The sequence below is a fragment of the Streptomonospora litoralis genome, assembly GCF_004323735.1.
Taxonomy (GTDB): domain Bacteria; phylum Actinomycetota; class Actinomycetes; order Streptosporangiales; family Streptosporangiaceae; genus Streptomonospora; species Streptomonospora litoralis.
Genome location: NZ_CP036455.1, coordinates 2,593,532 through 2,609,991, shown reverse-complemented (window position 1 = coordinate 2,609,991; position 16,460 = coordinate 2,593,532). Strand labels below are relative to the sequence as shown.

The 16,460-nt window shown below is 73.1% G+C and carries 13 protein-coding genes and 1 pseudogene; 7 read left to right on the top strand and 7 right to left on the bottom strand.

Features of this window, described 5'->3' with window-relative positions; genetic code table 11:
* The first annotated feature begins 304 nt into the window (after nt 1–304).
* Nucleotides 305–1,051 (top strand): hypothetical protein, encoded by a 747-nt coding sequence (locus EKD16_RS11280; RefSeq protein ID WP_242677344.1) that lies wholly within the window; start codon nt 305–307, stop codon nt 1,049–1,051.
* Between the two features lie 36 nt (nt 1,052–1,087).
* On the opposite strand, the gene EKD16_RS11275 is transcribed toward EKD16_RS11280, so the two are convergent.
* Nucleotides 1,088–2,302 carry an MFS transporter gene (locus EKD16_RS11275; protein WP_131098341.1) on the bottom strand — a complete coding sequence of 405 codons (1,215 nt, stop codon included), beginning with the start codon at nt 2,300–2,302 and terminating at the stop codon, nt 1,088–1,090.
* A gap of 868 nt (nt 2,303–3,170) precedes the next feature.
* Between EKD16_RS11275 and EKD16_RS11270 the strand changes: the two genes are divergently transcribed.
* A complete protein-coding gene (locus EKD16_RS11270; protein WP_207391504.1) occupies nt 3,171–4,658 on the top strand; it encodes a TldD/PmbA family protein in 1,488 nt (495 codons plus the stop codon).
* Between the two features lie 5 nt (nt 4,659–4,663).
* A complete protein-coding gene (locus EKD16_RS11265) occupies nt 4,664–6,085 on the top strand; it encodes a metallopeptidase TldD-related protein (RefSeq protein ID WP_131102379.1) in 1,422 nt (473 codons plus the stop codon).
* Nucleotides 6,086–6,436: 351 nt separating this feature from the next.
* Here the strand turns inward: EKD16_RS11265 and EKD16_RS11260 are convergent, their stop codons facing one another.
* A complete protein-coding gene (locus tag EKD16_RS11260; protein WP_131098340.1) occupies nt 6,437–6,646 on the bottom strand; it encodes a dodecin in 210 nt (69 codons plus the stop codon).
* A 479-nt stretch (nt 6,647–7,125) separates the two neighbouring features.
* Here EKD16_RS11260 and EKD16_RS11255 point away from each other — a divergent pair, with 479 nt between their 5' ends.
* On the top strand, nt 7,126–7,353 hold the full coding sequence (locus tag EKD16_RS11255) for a hypothetical protein (RefSeq protein ID WP_242677343.1): 228 nt from the start codon (nt 7,126–7,128) through the stop codon (nt 7,351–7,353).
* Here the strand turns inward: EKD16_RS11255 and mobA are convergent.
* Nucleotides 7,350–7,964: a molybdenum cofactor guanylyltransferase gene (gene mobA, locus EKD16_RS11250; protein WP_131098339.1), complete on the bottom strand. Its 615-nt coding sequence runs from the start codon at nt 7,962–7,964 to the stop codon at nt 7,350–7,352. The two genes, EKD16_RS11255 and mobA, sit on opposite strands and share 4 nt — an antisense overlap.
* A 254-nt stretch (nt 7,965–8,218) precedes the next feature.
* On the opposite strand from mobA, the gene EKD16_RS11245 reads away from it, so the two are divergent.
* The gene (locus EKD16_RS11245; protein ID WP_131098338.1) at nt 8,219–9,076 is read left to right on the top strand and encodes a methyltransferase domain-containing protein; all 858 of its coding nucleotides are present in this window, start codon (nt 8,219–8,221) and stop codon (nt 9,074–9,076) included.
* Between the two features lie 250 nt (nt 9,077–9,326).
* Here EKD16_RS11245 and EKD16_RS11240 read toward each other — a convergent pair.
* A pseudogene (locus tag EKD16_RS11240) lies at nt 9,327–9,452 on the bottom strand (DUF397 domain-containing protein); the annotation flags it as partial.
* 70 nt (nt 9,453–9,522) lie between these two features.
* Nucleotides 9,523–10,512, bottom strand: coding sequence for a GTP 3',8-cyclase MoaA (gene moaA / locus EKD16_RS11235; RefSeq protein WP_131098336.1), 990 nt, complete (start codon nt 10,510–10,512; stop codon nt 9,523–9,525).
* A 450-nt stretch (nt 10,513–10,962) separates the two neighbouring features.
* On the opposite strand from moaA, the gene EKD16_RS11230 reads away from it, so the two are divergent.
* Nucleotides 10,963–11,802: an alpha/beta hydrolase gene (locus tag EKD16_RS11230; RefSeq protein ID WP_131098335.1), complete on the top strand. Its 840-nt coding sequence runs from the start codon at nt 10,963–10,965 to the stop codon at nt 11,800–11,802.
* A gap of 76 nt (nt 11,803–11,878) precedes the next feature.
* Here the strand turns inward: EKD16_RS11230 and EKD16_RS11225 are convergent, their stop codons facing one another.
* Entirely contained in the window at nt 11,879–13,768 is a 1,890-nt protein-coding gene (locus EKD16_RS11225) for an AMP-dependent synthetase/ligase (protein ID WP_131098334.1), read from the bottom strand.
* Nucleotides 13,769–13,915: 147 nt separating this feature from the next.
* Entirely contained in the window at nt 13,916–15,340 is a 1,425-nt protein-coding gene (yczR, locus tag EKD16_RS11220; RefSeq protein WP_242677341.1) for a MocR-like transcription factor YczR, read from the bottom strand.
* 101 nt (nt 15,341–15,441) lie between these two features.
* Between yczR and yczE the strand changes: the two genes are divergently transcribed.
* On the top strand, nt 15,442–16,122 hold the full coding sequence (yczE, locus tag EKD16_RS11215; protein ID WP_242677340.1) for a membrane protein YczE: 681 nt from the start codon (nt 15,442–15,444) through the stop codon (nt 16,120–16,122).
* The last annotated feature ends 338 nt before the right edge of the window (nt 16,123–16,460 follow it).

Here is a 16,460-nt window from a genome sequence, read left to right as displayed (position 1 = left end):
CTCGTGTGCCGTCCGAGTCCGGACATCCGAGTCCGGACATCCGAGTCCTGGTCCGCACAGCCGCCGCCGCGGGCGTGCTATTCCCGCATATGACCCGTGTGCGCAGGTTCTCACATCCGCCCGCACCATCCGCGACCCGCCGCGGTCGTCACGTGGAACGAAGGGGCGTCACATCGGGTGATCGGTTTCGCTCGCAGCGAAACCCCGATTCGGCACGACACACCGGCACTCCAAGCGGCTCCGGTAACCCGCGGCAACCGGTCCGAGCGCGACATTTCACCGCGGGAAAGCTAAAGTCCGGCATATGCGCCCTCCCAAGTCACGGGCACGCCGCACTCTTATCGTTCTGGCGGTTCTGGCCCTGTGCGCGAGCGGTGTCGCGACTGCCGGCCCCTGGCTGCTCGCCCGAGCGGGGATCGACCGCACCGCGCTGCCCTGGGCCGATCCCTGCTCGGTGCGGACGACCGCCGAGACGGTGATGCTGACCAGGGAACAGGCCCGACTGGCGACCACCGCCGTGGCGCTGCGCGCACGCGGAGCCGACGCGCCCGATACCTCCGGGCTGGACCGGTCGGTGCTGAACCGGCTGCGCGAGGGCCCGCCCGACGCGCCCGGCCCCAGTCTGACCTGCCGCGCCGCCCCGGCCGACGGCCTCAAGCAGCAGGAGTTGACCGAGTCGGGGCTGACACCGCGCGCCCAAGCGGTGCTCGACTCCGTGACCGAGGTCTTCGGCGTCCGCAGCGTCGGCGGCTACCAACCGGGTGGGATCTCGACCGGCCACGGCACCGACTCCGCGCACTACGACGGGCGGGCCGTCGACTTCTTCTACCGCCCGATCAGCGAGGCCAACCGGCGCGAGGGCTGGTTGCTGGCGCACTGGCTCGTCGCCCACGCCGAGGAACTGCACGTGGCCAACGTGATCTTCGACGACCGGATCTGGAACGCCCGCGGCTCCCGCGGCGGCTGGTGGCCCTACGAGGCGGCGAACCCGGACAACGCCATCATGCGCCACCTGGACCACGTGCACGTCGACGTCCAGGACGGCGGCTGAGCGCCGGAGTCGCAAGCCGCTCCGGCCCCGCCGCGATCAGCGTGCCGCCGGGGCCGACTCCTCCCCCTGTTCCCGCTGCTCCTGCCGTGCCTGCTCCGCCCTTCGGCGGGCGGTCCGCCGTCCGGTGCGCGCCGCCGCGGCCAGCGGCGCCAGTGCCGCGACCGCGAGCAGGCCCGCGGTCACCGGCAGCGCGCTCATGCCGGCGACCTCGACGGCGCCGCCGCCGACGATGCCGCCCAGGCCCATGCCCAGCCACACGACGGAGACGTTGAACGCCACCACCGAGCCCGCGGCCCCGGGAGCCGCGTCGATCAGCTTGGCTTGCACCGCGGGCAGGATGCCCCAGCCGCCCAGGCCCCACAGGGCCAGCGCGGCAGCACTGAGCACGACCGAGCCGCCGACCAGCGGCAGCACGAACAGCCCCGTTCCCAGCAGCGCCAGCGCGGCCAGCATCGCCCAGAGCGCGCCGATGCGGTCGGTCACCCAGCCTGCCGCGGTGTTGCCGAGCGAGCCGGCGATCCCGTAGACGACCAGCAGCGCGCTCAGCGCCGCGGGCGGGGGGTCGCCCAGGTGCGTCAGCATCGGCACCACGAACGTGTACGCCGTGAAGTCGCTGACGGAGGCCAGCAGCGAGACCGCCAGCACCGCGGGCACGAGCACCCCCTTGAGGGCGCCGAACCCGGTGCGCAGCGGTACGCGCGGCACGGCGCCGGTGCGTGGCAGAGCCCTCAGGGTGACCAGCGCGCCCACGCACAGCAGCGCGATCGCGGCGTAGACCCCCCGGTGGCCGAGCGGACCCGCGAGCAGCGCACCCGCGGGCACCCCGAGCACGGTGGCCAGCGTCGACCCGGTGACCACGAGGGCCACGGCGCTGCCGCGCCGGTGCAGCGGAGCCAGGTCGGCCGCCATCACGATGGCCGTCGGCGCGAACAGGGCGGCGCCGACGGCGGCGATGATCCGGGCGGCCAGCAGCGCCGCGAATCCCGGCGCGAGCGCTGTCAGCAGGTTGCCGGCGGCGGAGAGCACCAGCGCGGCCGCGAGCAGGCGCCGGCGGTCGCCGTGGCCGAACAGCGCCGAAAGCACCGGCGCGGCCGCCCCGTAGGTGAGGGCGTATACGGTGACGAGCTGTCCGGCCAGGGAGACGGCCACGCCGGTATGGGAGGCGACTTCGGCGAGCATCCCGGCGATGACATAGGCACCGGTGGCCACGGCGAAATTGCCCAGTGCGAGAAAGAGGATCCTCACCGGCATGGCGGCTCCTGCGAACGGTGGAACGGTTCGGGAATGGGAGTAGGCCGCCTGCGCATGGCGCGTGGCGACGACACACCGTTTCGCGCGTTCGGCGTTATGCGGGCAGCCCGAATAAGCCGACGCTTGTGCGCCGACGAACCGTCGTCATCTGCGGGAGGCCGAACAGACCGGATATCCGGCACGGCCCATTGCGGATACGTACCGGGTACGGACAGGGGTTTGCGGCGAACGCCGACGGAGGCGGTCGGTGCGCCCCGCACGGCCGAAGGGACGACCGACCGGGCGCATGACCGCGGACGGCACGCCAGGCGCGCCGCCGCCTCGCCTCGGGGGTGCCCGGCGCGCAGCCGTCCGCGCCCCGGGGTGGATCCGCCCGGCCGGCCCGGACTCTCGGACCGTGTGTCACCGTGCGGCCGTGCCACGCTAACAGGGCGGTAATCCCGCTCGCGACCTGCGGTCGATCCGATTCCCGTGTGTCACGCCACACCACCCGATGGGCCTCCCTGACGACACCCGGAGACGGGCCGCGCCGCCCCACGGCATCGCCGCTTCACCCGGCCGCGGACGCGCCGGAGAAATCGCGCCGGGAATCCGGACGGGGGCGGCCGCATTCCGCATCCCCCGGCGGTTTGTGCGTGGTTTCCGCATGCGCCGGAAAACGGTGTGGAAACCGATCCGCGGAATCGCCTGCGGCGGGGGCGGACGGCCGTACGCGGCCCGGGCGGCCTTCGCTCCGCCCGCTCGGCGCCACCCGCCGGGTCGGCACCCGGATTCCGCCGCCACCTGCCCGAGGGCCTCGGCGCCGCCTCGTCCACAGCGGGAAAAGCCCCTGGCCCCGGATGCCCCCCGATCGCTAGGTTGGGGAACCGTGCCTGATATCGATGCCGACTTCCTCGCCCTGCCGATGCGGCGGCTGGCGGATGCGGCGCTCCAGCGGGCCCGGGACCTCGGGGCCGACCACGCCGACTTCCGGCTGGAGCGCATCCGCGGCCGCTACCTCGCGCTCACCGACGCCGAACTGGACAGCGAACACGACAGCGACACCCTCGGCTTCGCGGTGCGGGTGATCCACGACGGCGTATGGGGGTTCGCCGCCGCGACCGAGCTGAGCCCCGAGGCGGCCGTCGCCGTGGCCGAGCGCGCCGTCGACGTCGCCAAGGTCTCCGCTGCGGCGAGCACCGAGCGCATCGAACTCGCCCCGGAGCCCGCGCACACCGACGCCACCTGGGTCTCCTCCTACACCGTCGACCCCTTCGAGGTCGGCCCCCGTGAGCAGACGTCGCTGCTGGCGGGCTGGAGCCGCCGCCTGCTCAAGGACAACCGCGTCGACCACGTCGACGCGTCGCTGCTGGCGGTCAAGGAGCAGAAGTTCTACGCCGACACGGCCGGCACCACCACGACCCAGCAGCGGGTGCGCATCGCCCCCGGCGCCGAGGTGTTCGCCACCCGCGGCGGCCTGCTGGACAGCATGCGCACCATCGCGCCGCCGGCCGGGCGCGGGTGGGAGTACGTCTCGCAGGTCGAACCCCAGCTCGACGCGCTGCCGGAGCTGCTGGCCGAGAAACTGGCCGCACCCAGCGTCGAGCCCGGCGACTACGACCTGGTCGTCCACCCCTCCAACCTGTGGCTGACCATCCACGAGTCGATCGGCCACGCCACGGAACTGGACCGGGCGCTGGGCTACGAGGCCGCCTTCGCGGGCACCTCCTTCGCGACCCCCGATCAGCTCGGCAGCCTGCGCTACGGCTCCGACATCATGAACGTCACCGGCGACCGCACCGCCGAGAACGGCCTGGCCACCATCGGCTACGACGACGAGGGCGTGGCCACCTCGTCCTTCGACCTGGTGCGGGAGGGCGTCCTGGCGGGTTACCAGCGCGACCGCCGCATCTCCCGGCTGCAGGGCTACGACTCCTCCAACGGATGCGCCCACGCCGACTCACCGGCCACGATGCCCATCCAGCGCATGGCCAACGTCTCGCTGGCCGCCGACCCCTACGGCCCGTCCACCGACGGCTTGATCGAGCAGGTGGAGCGCGGCATCTACATCGTCGGCGACAAGAGCTGGTCCATCGACATGCAGCGCTACAACTTCCAGTTCACCGGCCAGCGGTTCTACCGCATCGAGAACGGGCGCATCGCGGGGATGCTGCGCGACGTCGCCTACCAGTCCACCACCACCGACTTCTGGCGGTCGATGCGCGCCCTGGGCGGCCCCTCGACCTACGAGCTGGGCGGATCGTTCATGTGCGGCAAGGGCCAGCCGGCCCAGGTGGCCTCGGTCAGCCACGGCTGCCCGAGCGCGGTCTTCACCGGCGTCCGCGTCCTCAACACGGTGCAGGAGGCAGGCAATTGAGCGGCATGACTCCGCAGGCGGTGGTGGAGCGGGCGCTGGAGCTGGCGCGCGCCGACGGCTGCATGGTGCTGGTCGAGGAGACGGCGACGGCCAACCTGCGCTGGGCCGGCAACTCGCTGACGACCAACGGCACCACCCGGGCCCGCACCGTCACGGTCATCGCGCTCAGCTCCTCGGACCGCGGCGTCGCCATCGGTGCGCGCACCCGCTCCGGGCTGACCGACGACCTCCTGGAGGACCTGGTGCGCGCGGCCGAAGAGGCCGCCGACCAGGCCCCGCCCGCCGAGGACGCCGTGCCGCTGCTGGAGGCCGACACCGCCCGGACTCCCCGCGCCGCCGCCTGGGACGCGGCCGTGCCGACCACGGGCATCTCGGTGTTCTCCGGGCTCGCGCCGGGGCTCGGCCGGGCCTTCGAGCGCGGCCCCGAGGCCGGCCGGCGGCTCTACGGCTACGCCGAGCACACGGTCGCCTCGACCTTCTTCGGCAGCTCGACCGGAGTCCGGCTGCGCCACGACCAGCCCTCGGGCACCGTGGAGCTGAACGCCAAGAGCGGGGCGTCCTTCGCGGCCGAGGGCGCGCACTCGGCGTGGGCGGGGCAGGCCACCCGCGACTTCTCCGACGTCGACGTCGAGGCCCTGGAGGAACAGCTCGCCGGACGCATCCGCTGGGGCCAGCGGCGTGTCGACCTGCCGGCGGGACGCTACGAGACCCTGCTGCCGCCCGGTGCCGTCGCCGACATGATGACGCTGCTGTACTCGTCGGCCACCGCACGCGACGCGGCCGAGGGCCGCACGGTCTTCTCCGGCCGGCAGGGCGCGGGTGCCACCCGCGTCGGGGAACGGCTCGCCGCCATGCCGCTGACGCTGTTCAGCGATCCCGCCCACCCGGGCCTGGAGTGCGCGTCCTTCGTCACGGCCGAGGGGCCCGGACGCCGGGTGACCGCCTTCGACAACGGGCAGCCGCTGCGGCGGACCGAGTGGATCTCCGGCGGCAAGCTGTCGGCCCTGGCCCAGACCCGCCGCTCCGCGGAGCTGACCGGCCTGGCGCTCACCCCGCACATCGACAACCTGGTCCTGCAGGCCGAGGGGGCCGAGGGCGGTGCGACGCTGGAGGAGATGGTCGCCCAGACCGAGCGGGGGCTGCTGCTGACCTGCCTGTGGTACATCCGCGAGGTCGATCCGCAGAGCCTGCTGATGACCGGTCTGACCCGCGACGGCGTCTACCTCGTCGAGGACGGCGAGGTCACCGGGGCGGTGAACAACTTCCGGTTCAACGAGTCGCCGGTCTCCCTGCTCGACCGCGCGTCCCAAGCGGGCGCCACCGTGCCCACTCTGGGCCGCGAGGTCGGCGGCGGCTTCCCCCGCACGGCCATGCCGCCGCTGCGCATCCCCGACTTCAACATGTCCACGGTCAGCCAGGCGTCCTGACCGCGGCGAGGCGGTTCCGCAGGCGGCGGCCGAACCGCCTCGTTCGGCGGCGCGGGTCGCGGTCTCCGCCTACTGCGGCAGGTTCTTCACCGTGGTCACCGCGGCGAACGCTCCGTCACCGGCCACCTCCCCGGCCGCGGCCTGGGGGACGACGCCGAAGCCGCGGAGGCGGCCGTGCCCGTCACGAAGCGAGTCACCGCTGTAGCGGCCGCCGTCCCGTTCATTCTCGTCGCCGTCTGCTCACTTTCGGGTCAGTGTGGCTATGCGGTCGCCTCCGAGCCTGGTTCCGCCCCTACAGTGCGTTCCAGGGCCGGATGCGGCCCCGCGGCGCAGCCCGCACCCGGCTCCGGGCTACTCGTCGAGGCGGAAGCCGACCTTCATGCCCACCTGGAAGTGGGCGATGGAGCCCTCCTCCAAGTGGCCGCGGATCTCGGTGACCTCGAACCAGTCGAGTTCGCGCAGGGTCTCCGAGGCCCGGTCGATGCCGTTGCGGACGGCCTGTTCCAGCCCGTCGGGCGAGGTGCCGACGATCTCGGTCACGCGGTAGGTGTTGTGCGACATGGACTCTCCTCTTCGGACGTGTCCCAACACGGTTGCCCCCGCCCCGGCGCCCGGGCAACGGGGCGCGCGGACACCACTGACCGCTTGACCCCGGACTAAGGGGAACTTTGCCCGCATGGGGGACTGCGCTCCGTGACACATGTGAAGTGTGCCGGTTTCTTCACGGTTCGGGGCGTCGGACTGAGCCGGGCCGACTGACCTGCTGGACTCTCCCGAGATCACGTCGTAACTAAGTCTTGACGTACACACGGGACTTGCGGTGTACATTGGGAATCAGCGCTTCGGTCCCCCGTCGAAGCGCTGGTCCGGTGTTCCGAGCCCCCGTCGGAACACCGATGCGACGTCGGGTGGTTTGCCCCCGTAGCCACCCGACGTCGCTTTTTCATGCGCGCGGCCCGGCACTTTGCGTAGCCGTTGCCCGAAGCCGCAGGCGGCGCGATACGTCGCCGGACGACGATGACGACGAGGGAGCACAGCCGTTGACCGAAGGCGGATCCGCTGTGGAGGACGAGGCGCCGCACTGCTCCCGCAAGGACTGCCGCGAGCCCGCCGAGTGGGTGCTGGTGTGGAACAACCCCAAGGTGCACACCCCTGACCGCCGCAAGACGTGGCTGGCCTGCGGGGAGCACCGCGACTACCTGTCCGACTTCCTCGGCAGGCGGGGGTTCCTGCGGGAGACGGTCCCCTTCGCCGACTTCACCGGTTAGCCGCGTCCGCGCGGTGGGGCGCCGTGCCCCGGGCCGTCCGCGCCGCCCTCGCGGGCACGGGCCAGCTCCTCGGGTGTGTCGCAGTCGAGGGCCGCACGCGCCAGCTTCCCCTCGGCCGCGACCAGCGCCGGCTCCAAGGGCCCCAGCAGGCCGCGCAGCGAGCGCCCCTCGTAGGCGGCCAGTGCGCCGCGCACCGCGCCGGTGTCCCACACGCCCAGCAACCACTGGATGCGCCCCTGGCCGTCGACCAGAACCGCACCGGTGCGCTGCCGCGCCGCGCGCCGCAGCGCGTCGACGTGGGCGGCGTGCAGGAACGGGAGGTCGCCGGCCAGCAGCGCGAACCGCGGCTGCGCCACACACGCCAGCCCGGCGCCCAGCGCGGGCACCGGCCCGGCCCCCGGCGGGTCCTCGCGGACGTAGCGCGCGGCCGGCCGCTCACGGGGCGGCCCCACCACGACGACCTGCGCGGCCCCGGCTCCGGCCGCGGCGGAGGCCACCCGTTCGACCAGGCTGCTCCCGCCCACGTCCAGGCCGGGCTTGTCGCCGCCGCCCATCCGCCGGGCCGCTCCCCCGGCCAGGATCACCGCGTCGAACGGTTCCGGCTCGGCCATCGCGTTCCCCTCCCCTGCCCGGCGCCTGCGGCCGCCACCAGGATGCCACCCGCACACGCGCCGGGAGCGGGCGCTAGCCCTTCACACAGATGATCTGCCGGCGGGTTGGTGATGCAGGGCTTGATCGGATTCGCCCGCGACAACATGGAGCTGTCGGGTCCGTGGCCAGGTGGCCACTCACGGCCACCCCGCGTGACACTCGGTATCTTCCGGGTTACTTTACAGGTGACGCGCCCCCACCCCCGGAGACCCGCATGGGCACACGCGGCCAAAACACCGTCGCAACGGTCGACCGCACTCCCTTCATCCCCCACACCGTCTACGTCTCCAGCGACACCACCGGGTGGCTCGTCCCCCTACGCCGCGACGACAACCCCAACCAGTGGCAGAAACTGGTCGACTCCCCGTCCCCGGTAGTCACCTCCGTGGAGTTCGATCCGCGCCTGCCCGAACACTTACGCGACACCGAAACCGGGCGGGGCCTCGTCCCCACCTCATCCAGCAGCAGCCGGACGGTCATGGCCACAATGCTGGACGCGCTGGAACTGGAGCCGGGCATGCGCGTGCTGGAGATCGGCACCGGCACCGGCTACTTCGCGGCGCTGCTCTCCTCCATCACCGGGCCGGAGACGGTCACGAGCGTGGAGGTCGACCCCGGTTCGGCTGACCACGCCCGGTCCGCGCTGGCTGGTGCCGGGTGGGAGGTGGATGTGGTGACCGGCGACGGCATCCGGGGCCACCCGCCCGGCGGTCCCTACGACCGGGTGGTGGCGACAGCCGCGGTGCACACCCTCCCCTATGCGTGGGTGTCCCAGACCCGGGCGGGCGGGCTGCTGGTGGTGCCGTGGGCGCCCGTTTTCCACCCGGACGGGCCGCTGTGCGTACTCACTGTCGGCGCCGACGGGGTGGCGCAGGGGCGGTGCACGGGCCCGGCACAGTTCATGCCGCTGGACTCCCAACGTGTCGACACCGGAGACGTCAACCGGCTACGTGAGGCGTGGGAATCCGGCAAGGTCCCAGATTGCAACCGGTTCGGGGTGACGATCACCCCGGCCGACCAGTGGGTGTGGTTGGACGAACCGGACAACCCGATCAAGGCAGAGGTGGTCTGATGGGCAAGCACCAGAAGGAAGTGAACTGCCCGGGGTGCGGCGGCAAGAAGACAATCGACGAGTGGCGGGACGGGGACCGGGTGAAGATCCCGTGCCCAATGTGCAACGGTTCGGGTAAGCAGCCGAACTAGCCGCTGCATCGGCCCCCACCCACACGCCCTCTATCGGGAATAGGTACACGAAGAGCCCCAAGCCACGCCTCGGGCTCTTCGTCGTCCGAGGGCCAAATCCCTCCGCGGATCAGCGCGAGTCACACCTCGCGGCCGGCGATCGCCACCAGGACGCCCGCCGGGAACATCAAGAGCCCCCGGTCGGGACGCTGCGAATCGCGGACCGCAGCCGCACACGCAGCGTCGGCCACATCCACACAGTTGCTGCGGTCGCCGCCGCCGGCGCCGAGGTGTTCCGCGGCGACCGGCCCCCGGGACGGCGGTCTCGGCGGCTCTTCAGCCCCCGATGGCCGACATCGGGCGGGAGGGCTGGAGGAAGCTGGGGTCGTTGATGCCGTGGCCGGGCAGCTTGGTGGCGACGGCGGCGCGCCACCGTTCGGCGATCTCCTCGTCGCCGGAGCCGTTGCGCAGCAGCGTGCGCAGGTCGGACTCCTCGCGGGCGAACAGGCAGTTGCGGATCTCGCCCTCGGCGGTCAGCCGCACCCGGTCGCAGGCGCCGCAGAAGGGGCGGGTGACCGAGCCGATGACGCCGACGGTCTCGGGGCCGCCGTCGACGTAGAACAGCTCGGCCGGGGCGCTGCCGCGGGTGTGGTCGTCGGCGGGCTCCAGGTGGAACGCGGTGCCCAGGCGGTCCAGGATCTCGTCGGCGGTGATCATGGTGTCGCGGCGCCAGCCGTGCTGGGCGTCCAGCGGCATCTGCTCGATGAAGCGGAGCTGGTAGCCGTGGTCGAGGCAGTAGCGCAGCAGATCGGGGGCCTCGACGTCGTTGATGTCGCGCATCAGCACCGCGTTGACCTTGACCGGGGTCAGTCCGGCCGCGGCCGCCCCGGCCATGCCGTTGAGCACGTCGGGCAGCCTGCGGCGGCGGGCGAGCTGCTCGAAGACGTCGGGGCGCAGCGTGTCCAGGGAGACGTTGACGCGGTCCAGCCCGGCTTCGGCCAGGGCGCCGGCGGTGCGGTCCAGGCCGATCCCGTTCGTGGTCAGCGCGGTCTGCGGGCGGGGCTGCAAGGCGGTGGCCGCGGCCAAGATTCCGGTGAGGCCGCGGCGCAGCAGCGGTTCTCCGCCGGTGAAGCGGACCTCCTCGATGCCGAGCATGGTGACACCGATGCGGATGAGCCGGTTCACCTCGTCGTCGGTGAGGACCTCGTCCTTGGGCAGCCACTCCAGCCCTTCGGGCGGCATGCAGTAGCTGCAGCGCAGATTGCAGCGGTCGGTGAGCGAGACCCTCAGGTCGGTGGCGACCCTTCCATAGGAATCGGCCAGCATGGGGCGTCACCTCTTCTGTTTCGGGTGGCCGTCCAGCGTCAGCGAAGCGCAAGGCGTCGGCGGCGACGTCTGCTCAGGTGGTTCCCGGCACAGCTCCAGCCTAAAAGATGCCCGGTAGGTCGCTTCTGTAGATCACTGGGCTGATATTGGCAATTTTTCCGTTCAGCGAATCGACGTCCGGCTTGCATACTACTGCGGCCACCACTTGCCTGTATACAATCCTACGAATCGTCGCAGCGGCGGCAAGCCCGGCGCGGCCGATCCGTGGCGGCCGTTCGGCGGTGCCCGCACCCTGCCCGCACCCGCCGCACCGCGACACAACGCGCGCGCAAGCTCGACCCGGCTCAGATCCCGGCGCCGGCCCTCGCCGTGCGCGGCGGATGCCGACGAGCGCGCCGTCGCCGTTAGTCTGCCCGCGACGGCCCACCCCCGAAAGGATCAGGAGACGCAGTGGTCACCTCGCGCGAATGGCACCTGGCCGGCGGCAGCGGCGGAGCCGAACGGCTCTACGCGCGGGCGTGGGCGCCGCAGAGCGCCGCGCCCGCGTGGCTGGCGGTGCTGGTGCACGGCTACGGCGAACACATCGGGCGCTACGAGCACACCGCCGCCGCGCTGTGCGAGGGCGGCGCGGTCGTCTACGGGCTGGACCACCGCGGGCACGGCCGCTCCTCGGGCGAGCGGGTGCTCGTCGACGACTTCGACGGCGTGGTCGAGGACCTGCACCGGCTGGTCACCCAGGCCCGCACCGCCTACAGCACCCTGCCGCTGGTGCTCGTCGGCCACTCGATGGGGGGCATGATCGCGGCGCGCTACGCCCAGCAGCACCCCGAACAGCTCGCCGGGCTGGTGCTGTCGGGGCCGGTGCTGGGCCGCTGGAGCGCAGCGCGCGAACTGCTGGCCGCCGACGAGATCCCCGACGCCCCGCTGGACGCCTCCGCCCTGTCGCGCGATCCGCAGGTGGCCGCGGACTACACCGCCGACGACCTCGTCTGGCACGGCGGCTTCAAACGCGGGCTGCTGGAGGCACTCGTCACGGAGCTGGAGCGCATCGCCGAGCACGGCCGGCTGACAGCCACTCCGCTGCTGTGGGTGCACGGCTCCGAGGACGCCGTGGTGCCGGTCTCCGACAGCCGGGTGGGCGTCGAGGAGTTCGCCGGGGACGACGTCACCGTGCGGATCTTCCCCGGCGCCCGGCACGAGGTGTTCAACGAGACCAACCGCGACGAGGTGCTGGAGGAGGTCGTGCGCTTCGCCCGGCGCTGCGCCGCCGCCCACCTGGCCCGCGGTTGAGCCGTGCGGGCGGCCGCCGGGACAGCCGCGGCCGCGCCTCGGCGGGGCGGGGGACCGCGGCGCGGTCCGCTCGGCATCAGTCGGCGTAGAGTTCGCTGATCGCGTCGGCGTACCTGGTCTGCACCACGCGGCGCTTGAGCTTGAGCGAAGGGGTCAGCTCGTCCCCCTCCACGCTCCACTCCACCGGCAACAGCCGCCAGCGCTTGATCTGCTGGACCCGGGCGAGTCGGGCGTTGGCCGCCTCGACCGCCCGCTCCACCTCGGCCAGCACCGCCGGGTGCTCGGCCAGGGCGGACAGCTCGGTCTCGGCGATGCTCCGGGCCGCGGCCCAGGCCGGGGCGGCCTCGGCGTCCAGGGTCAGCAGCGCCACGGGGTAGGGGCGCCCGTCACCGCAGGCCAGCGCCTGGCCGATGAGCGCGTGCTCCTTGAGGCGGTTCTCGATGGCGGCGGGGGCGATGTTCTCGCCCCCGGCGGTGATGATCAGCTCCTTCTTGCGGTCGAGCACGAACACGAAGCCGTCCTCGTCGATCCAGCCGATGTCGCCGGTGTGCAGCCAGCCGTCGGAGTCGAGCAGCGCCTCGCTGTCGGCGGGCCGGTTGAGGTAGCCGGCGGTGTTGACCGGTCCGCGCACCAGCAGTTCGCCGTCGGCGGCGGCCGCGACCTCCATGCCGTCGGAGGGCCGCCCTACGCTGTTGAAGCGGTAGGCGTCGGAACGGTTGGCGGTGACGGCGCCGCAGTTCTCCGTCATCCCGTAGACGTCGCGCAGGAGCACGCCCAGCCCCGTGAAGAAGCGCAGCGTGTCCTCGGGCATGGGTGCCGCGGCGGTGATGAAGTGCTTGCAGCGGTCCAGCCCGATCATCGCGCGGATGGGGGCCAGCACCCGCTCGTCGGCGTCGGCGAAGCGCTCCTCCAGCTCGGACCCGCGGGTGCGGCCGTACTGGCCGGCCTCCAGGTAGGCGCGCGCGGTCTCGGACGCCTCGGCCACGGCCTGGCGCCGCTCCTCGGGGGCGGCGGCCAGTGCGCCCGACAGCCCCGCCTGCAGCTTCTCCCACACCCGCGGCACCCCGAAGAGCGAGTGCGGTCGGACCATGCCCAGATAGGCGCTCAGCTGGGCCGAGTCGGGGCAGAAGTGCAGGTGCCCGGCCACCCGGATAGGCAGGTAGACGCTGAGCACACGCTCGGCGATGTGGGCCAGCGGCAGGTAGGAGATGGACGACCCGCCCACCGGCAGCGGGCTGGCCCGCAGGGTGATGGTCGACTGGAACAGCACCTGGTGGTGAGTCTCCGGCACGCCCTTGGGATCGCCGGTGGTGCCGGAGGTGTAGAGGAGGGTGGCGTCGTCCTCGGGCCGCAGTGCGGCCATGCGCTCGTGCACGGCGCCGGGGTCGGCGGCGTAGCGGCTGCGACCGGTCTCGCGAAACTGCGACCAGCTGATGAAGGCGGTTCCGGTGCCGTCGGGTTCGGCGGGCACGGCCCCGGCGTCGAGCAGGACGACGGTGTGCAGGCCCGGCAGCCGTTCCAGGGCGGGGCGCCACCGCTCCAGCTCCGCGGCTCCCTCCAGCACGGCGACGGCGGCGCCGCAGTCGCGGGCCACGAACTCGATCTGCTCGGGTGCGAAGGTGGCGTAGACGGTGAGCGGGACGCCGCCCGCGTGCACGGCGCCCATGTCGGCCACGAGGTGCTCGGGGCGGTTGGGAAGCATCAGCGCGACCACATCGGTGGGCCGCAGGCCGTGGGCGATCAGCGCGGCCGCGGTCTCCAGCGCGGCGCGGCGGTACTCGGCCCAGGTCAGGGTGGTCCACTCGGCGCCCGTGCCCTCGGGCGCGCGCTGGGAGAGCGCGGGCAGGTGGCCGTGCTCCTCGGCCGCCTGGCGGAGCCAGTCCACCAGGGTCCGGCCCTCGATCTCGTTCTCGACGTCCTGGCGTGCGCGCAGGACGCCGCTTGTGCCGCTGCCGCTGTGCTCCATCTGGGACTCCCGCCCTCGGATGTGGTCCAGATCACTCCGGTTGCGCTTATCGGACCACGCCGCCGGTGCAGCCGCAAGCGTCGCCGGCGCGGGGATCGGGCCGCAGGCGGGCGAAGGGGTGGTGCCGCAGCGGGCGGCGGCAGGCGATCAGACGTAGAGGCCGCTGCCGGGTCGGGCGGGGCGAGACAGGGTCTGCGCCCAGGCGCGGGCGAGCCGCTCGACGCCCTCGGCCAGTACCTCGGGCGGATGGGTGTAGGCCAGGCGCACGCGGCGCTCCAGCGTTCCGTCGGCGCCGAACAGCGGCCCGGGCGCCAGGTGGACGCCGTGCTCGGCGGCGCTGTCGGCCAGCGCGGTGGCGGCGGCGCGGGGCAGCCCCGCCCACAGCACCAGCCCGCCGGAGGGCCGGGTGAACTCCCAGCCGGGCAGGTGCTCGCGCAGCGCGGTGACCAGGGCGTCGCGGTTGCGGCGCAGCTGGCGGCTGCGTTCGGCGCGGATGCGCAGGGTGTCGGCGAGCAGATGGGTGACGGTGAGCTGGTCCAGCAGCGAGCTGGACAGGTCCAGACGCTGGCGGGCGGAGGTCAGGCGCTCGACCATGGGCGGGGTGGTGCGGATCCAGCCGATGCGCAGGCCGCCCCAGAAGGTCTTGGCCGCCGATCCCACGGTGAAGATGCGGCCGTCGGTGTCGTGGGCGGCCAGCGGGGCGGGCAGGTCGCCGGAGTCGATGGCGAGCTCGGCCACGCCTTCGTCGACGACGAGCATGCTGCCCGCGCGCCGGGCCTCGGCCGCCACCGCGGCGCGCTCCTCGTCGTCCATCAGCACACCCGTGGGGTTCTGGAAGTCGGGGATGAGGTAGGCGGCAGCGGGCTTGATGCGGCGGAAGGCGTCGAGCACGTGCTCCATGTCCCAACCGGAGGGTGTGACCCCGACGGTGCGCACCCGGGCCTCCAGGCGCCGGGCGGCGTCGACGGCGTGGGGGTAGGTGGGCGACTCCATCAGCAGGCTGTCGCCCGGTTCCGTGAGCATGTCCATGAGCATCGCGACGGCGTGCATGGCGCCGCCGGTGACGAAGATCTGCTCGGGACCGGTGGGTAGACCCCGCTCGACGTAGCGCCGCGCGATGGCGTGGCGCAGCTCGGGCAGCCCGCGGGGGTTGTAGCCGATGCCGCCGACGTGGGCGGCCAGCTGGTCCACGGCCAGCCGGGCGGCGTGCTGGATGCCGTCGACGGCGGCCGGGGCGGCCACGCCCAGGTCGACGTGCTCGGTGCGGGGCAGCAGCACGCCCGACGACGTGCCGCCGTCGGGCAGTACGGTCCAGCTGCCCGCGCCCTGGCGGCTGTCCAGAAAGCCGTTCTCGCGCAGCCAGGTGTAGGCGGCGGTGACGGTGTTGCGGCTGACCCCCAGGGCCGCGGCGAGGTCCCGTTCGGCGGGCAGCCGGGTGAAGGTGGGCACCCGGCCGTCCAGGATGAGGCCGCTGACGGCCCGGCCGAGCGTGCGGTAGTAGGGCCGGCCGCCGGCGTCGGGACCGACCAGGCGGGCCAGCAGGTGGCCGTTGATACGGCGCTCACCAACCACGACGGTGCCACTTTCCCAAATTGGCGCTTTATTTCCGAATCGTACGGTTCCAACAATATCCGAGTGGCCTGCTTCCACACCCCGACCTGAAAAGGTGCCCCGTGTCTGCGCTGCCGCTGCTGTCCGGTTTCGTGCGCCGCCTGTTCGACGTTCCGCTCCTGCCGCCGCCGCGCGGCCGGCGCCTGGTGCAGCTGTACGCGGGCCTGTGCGCGTTCGGGCTCGGCTGCGCGCTGCTCATCTCCTCGCAGCTGGGCGCTATGCCGTGGGACGTGCTGCACCAGGGCCTGGCCCGGCGCACGGGGCTGTCGGTGGGCGCCTGCAGCATCCTCACCTCGGCGGCCACGATGCTGCTGTGGATTCCGCTGCGCCGGCGGGTGGGGGTGGGCACTCTCAGCAACGCCGTGGTTGTCGGGCTCTCGGTGGACGCCTCGCTGTGGCTGCTGCCGGAACCGGAGGGTCTCGCCGCCCGCTGGGCCGCGCTGGCGGCGGGGACCGTGCTCACGGGCCTGGCCACCGGGTGCTACATCGGCGCCCGGCTGGGCCCCGGACCGCGCGACGGGCTCATGGTCGGGCTGGCCGAGCGCACCCGGTTGTCGGTGCGCACCGCCCGCACCGCCATCGAGGTCGCCGTGGTGGTCGCCGGCGCCCTGCTCGGCGGCACACTGGGCGTGGGCACCCTGCTCTTCGCCGTGGCGATCGGCCCGCTGACCCAGCTCTTCCTGCCGCTGCTGACGGTGGGCGCCGCCGATCGCGGTGCGACCGGGGCGCGCGAACCGAGGTGAACCCGCACCGCCGGCACCGGGCGCCGAACCCCGCCCCCGTGCGAGATCGGATCATCCGAAAGCGGACATCACAGGCGGCCTCCCAGCGCTGCGCACGCCGGGCGGGATCACGTCGCAATAACGGATTCCCAGGCGCGAACTCCCAGGTACAGCCGCCGGCGGCGCTGCGCACGGCCGCGCGGCGGCCCGGCGCGCGGCCCCGCGGCTCCGCCGGGGTGGCACAGGGCCCGAGGCGGGTATCTCCCAGAACACATTTATCCGGTCCGTCACCTGGGAAAGCGCTTCAACCGGTAGCGTGACCGAAGCGGGCCGCACCGGCCCGCGCAGCCGACCGGCCC